Origin of the sequence: Pseudomonas agarici (genome assembly GCF_001543125.1) — a bacterium.
GTDB lineage: Bacteria > Pseudomonadota > Gammaproteobacteria > Pseudomonadales > Pseudomonadaceae > Aquipseudomonas > Aquipseudomonas agarici.
Genome location: NZ_CP014135.1, coordinates 23,036 through 28,196 on the forward strand (window position 1 = coordinate 23,036; position 5,161 = coordinate 28,196).

Annotated in this window: 2 tRNA genes and 2 rRNA genes; all 4 read left to right on the plus strand. The window is 52.1% G+C overall.

The annotated features are described in order from the left end of the window. The 4 genes from AWM79_RS00075 (at nucleotide 1) to AWM79_RS00090 (ending at nucleotide 5,026) form a co-directional block, all read left to right on the plus strand. Nucleotides 1-1,490 (plus strand): 16S ribosomal RNA (locus tag AWM79_RS00075). 127 nt (nucleotides 1,491-1,617) lie between these two features. Then, nucleotides 1,618-1,694: transfer RNA gene (locus AWM79_RS00080), tRNA-Ile, on the plus strand. A 138-nt stretch (nucleotides 1,695-1,832) separates the two neighbouring features. Further along, nucleotides 1,833-1,908, plus strand: a tRNA-Ala gene (locus tag AWM79_RS00085). Between the two features lie 226 nt (nucleotides 1,909-2,134). Beyond that, nucleotides 2,135-5,026, plus strand: a 23S ribosomal RNA gene (locus AWM79_RS00090). Together the 16S and 23S rRNA genes with 2 tRNA genes alongside form the textbook arrangement of a ribosomal RNA operon. Nucleotides 5,027-5,161 lie beyond the last annotated feature (135 nt).

Here is a 5,161-nt window from a genome sequence, read left to right on the forward strand (position 1 = left end):
CTAACACATGCAAGTCGAGCGGATGAAGAGAGCTTGCTCCCGGATTCAGCGGCGGACGGGTGAGTAATGCCTAGGAATCTGCCTGGTAGTGGGGGACAACGTTTCGAAAGGAACGCTAATACCGCATACGTCCTACGGGAGAAAGCAGGGGACCTTCGGGCCTTGCGCTATCAGATGAGCCTAGGTCGGATTAGCTAGTTGGTGAGGTAAAGGCTCACCAAGGCGACGATCCGTAACTGGTCTGAGAGGATGATCAGTCACACTGGAACTGAGACACGGTCCAGACTCCTACGGGAGGCAGCAGTGGGGAATATTGGACAATGGGCGAAAGCCTGATCCAGCCATGCCGCGTGTGTGAAGAAGGTCTTCGGATTGTAAAGCACTTTAAGTTGGGAGGAAGGGCATTAACCTAATACGTTAGTGTTTTGACGTTACCGACAGAATAAGCACCGGCTAACTCTGTGCCAGCAGCCGCGGTAATACAGAGGGTGCAAGCGTTAATCGGAATTACTGGGCGTAAAGCGCGCGTAGGTGGTTGGTTAAGTTGGATGTGAAATCCCCGGGCTCAACCTGGGAACTGCATCCAAAACTGGCCAGCTAGAGTAGGGTAGAGGGTGGTGGAATTTCCTGTGTAGCGGTGAAATGCGTAGATATAGGAAGGAACACCAGTGGCGAAGGCGACCACCTGGACTCATACTGACACTGAGGTGCGAAAGCGTGGGGAGCAAACAGGATTAGATACCCTGGTAGTCCACGCCGTAAACGATGTCAACTAGCCGTTGGGAACCTTGAGTTCTTAGTGGCGCAGCTAACGCATTAAGTTGACCGCCTGGGGAGTACGGCCGCAAGGTTAAAACTCAAATGAATTGACGGGGGCCCGCACAAGCGGTGGAGCATGTGGTTTAATTCGAAGCAACGCGAAGAACCTTACCAGGCCTTGACATCCAATGAATCTTCCAGAGATGGAGGAGTGCCTTCGGGAACATTGAGACAGGTGCTGCATGGCTGTCGTCAGCTCGTGTCGTGAGATGTTGGGTTAAGTCCCGTAACGAGCGCAACCCTTGTCCTTAGTTACCAGCACGTGATGGTGGGCACTCTAAGGAGACTGCCGGTGACAAACCGGAGGAAGGTGGGGATGACGTCAAGTCATCATGGCCCTTACGGCCTGGGCTACACACGTGCTACAATGGTCGGTACAAAGGGTTGCCAAGCCGCGAGGTGGAGCTAATCCCATAAAACCGATCGTAGTCCGGATCGCAGTCTGCAACTCGACTGCGTGAAGTCGGAATCGCTAGTAATCGCGAATCAGAATGTCGCGGTGAATACGTTCCCGGGCCTTGTACACACCGCCCGTCACACCATGGGAGTGGGTTGCACCAGAAGTAGCTAGTCTAACCTTCGGGAGGACGGTTACCACGGTGTGATTCATGACTGGGGTGAAGTCGTAACAAGGTAGCCGTAGGGGAACCTGCGGCTGGATCACCTCCTTAATCGACGACATCAGCTGCTGCATAAGTACCCACACGAATTGCTTGATTCATTGAAGAAGACGATAGAAGCAGCTCCAGGCTCTGTGATAAAGAGCAAGGTAAAGTCCGCTTGTTACACCCAGATTCTGGGTCTGTAGCTCAGTTGGTTAGAGCGCACCCCTGATAAGGGTGAGGTCGGCAGTTCGAATCTGCCCAGACCCACCAGTTACTTGGTGAGGGACTTGGCAAGAGCGCACCCCCGCCTCTGAGGTAAAGAGCGGTGAGGTCAGGGTTTTTTGCAGTTCGAATCTGCCCAGACCCACCAGTTTGTGTGGGAAGTGTGGTAGGAACCTGTAGATATACGGGGCCATAGCTCAGCTGGGAGAGCGCCTGCCTTGCACGCAGGAGGTCAACGGTTCGATCCCGTTTGGCTCCACCATTAACTGCTTCTGATGTTAGAGCTTAGAAATGAATATTCACACACGAATATTGATTTCTAGTCTTTGATTAGATCGTTCTTTAAAAATTTGGGTATGTGATAGAAAGATAGACTGAACGTTACTTTCACTGGTAACGGATCAGGCTAAGGTAAAATTTGTGAGTTATCTTACAGATTTTCGGCGAATGTCGTCTTCATACTGTAACCAGATTGCTTGGGGTTATAGGGTCAAGTGAAGAAGCGCATACGGTGGATGCCTTGGCAGTCAGAGGCGATGAAAGACGTGGTAGCCTGCGAAAAGCTTCGGGGAGTCGGCAAACAGACTGTGATCCGGAGATGTCTGAATGGGGGAACCCAGCCATCATAAGATGGTTATCTTGTACTGAATACATAGGTGCAAGAGGCGAACCAGGGGAACTGAAACATCTAAGTACCCTGAGGAAAAGAAATCAACCGAGATTCCCTTAGTAGTGGCGAGCGAACGGGGACTAGCCCTTAAGTGGCTTTGAGATTAGCGGAACGCTCTGGAAAGTGCGGCCATAGTGGGTGATAGCCCTGTACGCGAAAATCTCTTAGTCATGAAATCGAGTAGGACGGGGCACGAGAAACCTTGTCTGAATATGGGGGGACCATCCTCCAAGGCTAAATACTACTGACTGACCGATAGTGAACTAGTACCGTGAGGGAAAGGCGAAAAGAACCCCGGAGAGGGGAGTGAAATAGATCCTGAAACCGTCTGCGTACAAGCAGTGGGAGCCCACTTGTTGGGTGACTGCGTACCTTTTGTATAATGGGTCAGCGACTTATTTTCAGTGGCAAGCTTAACCGAATAGGGGAGGCGTAGCGAAAGCGAGTCTTAATAGGGCGTCTAGTCGCTGGGAATAGACCCGAAACCGGGCGATCTATCCATGGGCAGGTTGAAGGTTGGGTAACACTAACTGGAGGACCGAACCGACTACCGTTGAAAAGTTAGCGGATGACCTGTGGATCGGAGTGAAAGGCTAATCAAGCTCGGAGATAGCTGGTTCTCCTCGAAAGCTATTTAGGTAGCGCCTCATGTATCACTGTAGGGGGTAGAGCACTGTTTCGGCTAGGGGGTCATCCCGACTTACCAAACCGATGCAAACTCCGAATACCTACAAGTGCCGAGCATGGGAGACACACGGCGGGTGCTAACGTCCGTCGTGAAAAGGGAAACAACCCAGACCGTCAGCTAAGGTCCCAAAGTCATGGTTAAGTGGGAAACGATGTGGGAAGGCTTAGACAGCTAGGAGGTTGGCTTAGAAGCAGCCACCCTTTAAAGAAAGCGTAATAGCTCACTAGTCGAGTCGGCCTGCGCGGAAGATGTAACGGGGCTCAAACCATGCACCGAAGCTACGGGTATCACTTAGGTGATGCGGTAGAGGAGCGTTCTGTAAGCCTGTGAAGGTGAGTTGAGAAGCTTGCTGGAGGTATCAGAAGTGCGAATGCTGACATGAGTAACGACAATGGGTGTGAAAAACACCCACGCCGAAAGACCAAGGTTTCCTGCGCAACGTTAATCGACGCAGGGTGAGTCGGTCCCTAAGGCGAGGCTGAAAAGCGTAGTCGATGGAAAACAGGTTAATATTCCTGTACTTCTGGTTATTGCGATGGAGGGACGGAGAAGGCTAGGCCAGCTTGGCGTTGGTTGTCCAAGTTTAAGGTGGTAGGCTGGAATCTTAGGTAAATCCGGGGTTTCAAGGCCGAGAGCTGATGACGAGTTACCCTTTAGGGTGACGAAGTGGTTGATGCCATGCTTCCAAGAAAAGCTTCTAAGCTTCAGATAACCAGGAACCGTACCCCAAACCGACACAGGTGGTTGGGTAGAGAATACCAAGGCGCTTGAGAGAACTCGGGTGAAGGAACTAGGCAAAATGGCACCGTAACTTCGGGAGAAGGTGCGCCGGTGAGGGTGAAGGACTTGCTCCGTAAGCTCATGCCGGTCGAAGATACCAGGCCGCTGCGACTGTTTATTAAAAACACAGCACTCTGCAAACACGAAAGTGGACGTATAGGGTGTGACGCCTGCCCGGTGCCGGAAGGTTAATTGATGGGGTTAGCTCACGCGAAGCTCTTGATCGAAGCCCCGGTAAACGGCGGCCGTAACTATAACGGTCCTAAGGTAGCGAAATTCCTTGTCGGGTAAGTTCCGACCTGCACGAATGGCGTAACGATGGCGGCGCTGTCTCCACCCGAGACTCAGTGAAATTGAAATCGCTGTGAAGATGCAGTGTATCCGCGGCTAGACGGAAAGACCCCGTGAACCTTTACTATAGCTTTGCACTGGACTTTGAATTTGCTTGTGTAGGATAGGTGGGAGGCTTTGAAGCGTGGACGCCAGTTCGCGTGGAGCCAACCTTGAAATACCACCCTGGCAACTTTGAGGTTCTAACTCAGGTCCGTTATCCGGATCGAGGACAGTGTATGGTGGGTAGTTTGACTGGGGCGGTCTCCTCCTAAAGAGTAACGGAGGAGTACGAAGGTGCGCTCAGACCGGTCGGAAATCGGTCGTAGAGTATAAAGGCAAAAGCGCGCTTGACTGCGAGACAGACACGTCGAGCAGGTACGAAAGTAGGTCTTAGTGATCCGGTGGTTCTGTATGGAAGGGCCATCGCTCAACGGATAAAAGGTACTCCGGGGATAACAGGCTGATACCGCCCAAGAGTTCATATCGACGGCGGTGTTTGGCACCTCGATGTCGGCTCATCACATCCTGGGGCTGAAGCCGGTCCCAAGGGTATGGCTGTTCGCCATTTAAAGTGGTACGCGAGCTGGGTTTAGAACGTCGTGAGACAGTTCGGTCCCTATCTGCCGTGGACGTTTGAGATTTGAGAGGGGCTGCTCCTAGTACGAGAGGACCGGAGTGGACGAACCTCTGGTGTTCCGGTTGTCACGCCAGTGGCATTGCCGGGTAGCTATGTTCGGGAAAGATAACCGCTGAAAGCATCTAAGCGGGAAACTTGCCTCAAGATGAGATCTCACTGGAACCTTGAGTTCCCTGAAGGGCCGTCGAAGACTACGACGTTGATAGGTGGGGTGTGTAAGCGCTGTGAGGCGTTGAGCTAACCCATACTAATTGCCCGTGAGGCTTGACCCTATAACACCCAAGCAATTTGTGAACTTGAGCCTGAGGGCCAGAGAGCAGATTGCGGGGTGTGAAGACGAAACGAACCGAAAGTTTGTGCTGATTCGCATCGAAAATACCTGATCACATACCCGATTTGCTGAAGCG